This window comes from Bradyrhizobium sp., from assembly GCF_050014615.1.
Taxonomy (GTDB): Bacteria; Pseudomonadota; Alphaproteobacteria; order Rhizobiales; family Xanthobacteraceae; genus Bradyrhizobium.
The window spans coordinates 1-2,516 of record NZ_JBEKCZ010000358.1; the positions used below are offsets into that span (position 1 = coordinate 1).

At 59.1% G+C, this 2,516-nt stretch carries 3 protein-coding genes; 1 reads left to right on the forward strand and 2 read right to left on the reverse strand.

Features of this window, described 5'->3' with window-relative positions; genetic code table 11:
• A partial coding sequence (locus ABR948_RS29540) for an IS110 family RNA-guided transposase (protein WP_428124853.1) occupies window positions 1-742 on the forward strand: 742 nt, incomplete at its 5' end.
• A 351-nt stretch (window positions 743-1,093) separates the two neighbouring features.
• On the opposite strand, the gene ABR948_RS29545 is transcribed toward ABR948_RS29540, so the two are convergent.
• Together ABR948_RS29545 and ABR948_RS29550 are read right to left on the reverse strand one after the other, a co-directional pair.
• A complete protein-coding gene (locus ABR948_RS29545) occupies window positions 1,094-1,669 on the reverse strand; it encodes a carbohydrate-binding family 9-like protein (RefSeq protein ID WP_423875121.1) in 576 nt (191 codons plus the stop codon).
• A gap of 9 nt (window positions 1,670-1,678) precedes the next feature.
• The gene (locus tag ABR948_RS29550; protein WP_423875122.1) at window positions 1,679-2,311 is read right to left on the reverse strand and encodes a TetR/AcrR family transcriptional regulator; all 633 of its coding nucleotides are present in this window, start codon (window positions 2,309-2,311) and stop codon (window positions 1,679-1,681) included.
• Between the last annotated feature and the right edge of the window lie 205 nt (window positions 2,312-2,516).

Sequence of the window (2,516 nt, forward strand, 5' to 3'; positions counted from 1 at the left end):
CCGCGGCATCGCCCAGATGATGCGGGTGGGGCTTTACCGTCCGGTGCATGTGAAGACGCTACGCAGTCAGAAACTGCGGATGCTGCTGACCCATCGCAAGCTGCTGCAGTCCAAGGCGATCGCCATCGATAACGACTTGCGCGGCACTTTACGCAACTTCGGTCTGAAGGTCGGTATGGTTGGGACAGTTAGGGTCGAGGTCCGCATCAGGGAGCTGGTCGAGAACTTTCCCGACCTGGCCGCACTGATCGAACCGCTGCTCATTGTTCGACGGACGCTTCGCGAGCAGTTCTGCATCCTGCATCGCCGCCTGCTGGCCATCGTGCGGGATGACGAGGTATGCCGGCGTTTGATGACGACCCCGGGTGTCGGCCCCGTGGTGTCACTGACCTATCGCGCCACTGTCGACGTTCCGGCTCGCTTCCGCAAATCCAAGTCAGTCGGGGCGGTGTTTGGGCTGACGAGCGCCAAGTATCAATCGGGTGAGATAGATTGGAGCGGCAAAATATCGCGCTGTGGCGATGAGATGATGCGGACGATGCTCTACGAAGCAGCCCCAAGTATGCTGCGTTCCAAGAAATGGTCATGGCTCAAGGCCTGGGCGATGCAGATCGCCAGACGCTGCGGGATGAAAAAGGCGATCGTGGCGCTGGCTCGCCGGCTGGCCGTAGTCATGCACCGTATGTGGGTTGATGGCACTGAGTTCCGCTGGACTAGGGAACAAGCCGCGGCAGCAGCATGACATCGTCAACGATCAGATCCGGATAGGAGAAAACTCGAGTTCCCCCGAGCAGTGGAAGGATGTCCCTCGCGGGACGATGGATGAGGTGAGTTCGCATGTCTGCTTGGTCCTGCCGTTCGATCGACGGCAAGGCCGACCAAAAGATTGTTCCGCCTCGTCCTCGGATCCCATGATGGAAGGGCCCAGGTGCCGATTCCGAAGAGAAGCGCGAGCCCGTGAGAGACATTGACACTGCAGTAGTGGATAGCTTGAAAGTGCTTGACCCCAACCGGCCGATTAGAGAAGCAGACATGGCGACCTCGATGCTCAGGCATCCGAAAGCGGACGCCCCTCGTCCTACGAGCACACGCCCTAGCTACATGGCAACAGCGGCTTGAAATATTGCGGCTGATGAAAATTCGCTTTGGCTGCTTTGGGCAGAAATAAGCTCCAGTAGCTGCGCGCGCGCCCCTGCCCCAAAATCGAATAGAGATTTCCACGGATCTTAGAGAGATCGCCGTCCCAACCGAGTGGCTTGAGCGGGACCTTCAACTCGACATTCCAGCCGCCCGTCACGATGGCGGCTGTCGACGTTGACCCGAGATCAACGCCCTCCTGGTGTTGTTTGGCGCTGACGATCCTGACCTGAAAGGTCTGGTTGTAGGGCGACACTTCAAATTCGTAGTAGGGAAATCCGCTGTCCGAAAACGTCACAAACAATTCCACGACGTCGAATTGGTAGGGATATTCTGCCGCCGCGAGCACTTTCTTCGCATTCAACGACGGCGCCAAGACCGAAAAGCCCGCGATCAACACATCATCGGACAGCGAAACATGTGCCCCGACGGGATTCGTCAACGCCGACGTCACCGGCGTGACCAGCGACAGCTCGCAAGCTTTTGCGTCGGAACAACTCAATAACAGCACCATGACGGCTAAAAATTTCATGCGTTTGCTTCAGCCGTTCTGGAGATACCTGAGGTAGGCGCAGAACATATCCGCCATGGCGTCGGCATAGGCTTCGATCTCAGCCGAGGTTCGAGGCGTTTCCGAGAAATGCTTTCCAACTGCGCTGAGCGTCTGTTTGATCAGATCGCCGGCCGCGGCGCGCACGGCATCCGAGGCCGCAGGCAGCACTTCCCGCAGGTAGGCCTGAACCGTGTGGTCTCCCGACGCTCTCGCCTCCAGCGCCTCGGGCGCATCGCGGTAGAGCGGAACGGCGTCATTAAGCGCCACACGCATCGTGGCCTCGTCGCATTCCGAGCGTATGAAGGCGTGGACCAGGCTGCGCAGCCGCATCAGCGGCGGTTGCTCGGCGTCCTCGAGGATGCCGCGTAGCAACTCACTCGTCTGCCGCCATTCGTCGCTTTGCAGGCGAAACAGGATCGCCGCCTTGTTCGGGAAATACTGATACAGCGATCCGACGCTGACGCCTGCCTTTTCGGCCACCCGCGCTGTCGTGAAACGCTGCGCGCCCTCCTTCGCCAAAACCTGAACTGCCGCCTCCAGAATGGTGGCGACGAGCTCGCTCGAGCGCGCTTGTTGAGGCTGCTTTCGTGAGGAAATTGAAGCACTTCGGCGATCAGCCATGGAGGCTCACGGATAATGCGAATAGCGAATGCGAATGTTTAATCGTATTTTAGGTGGATCGCAACGGTACCCTTACCGCTGATCGGAGACCTGCATGACCACCCTGACCACTACCCCGCTTGCGCCGTTGCTGAAGCGTCTGTTTGAAGAAGCCGATGCGTCGCAGGCCGAGCTCGAAACGGCCGCGGCCGATCTCGCCGACGAA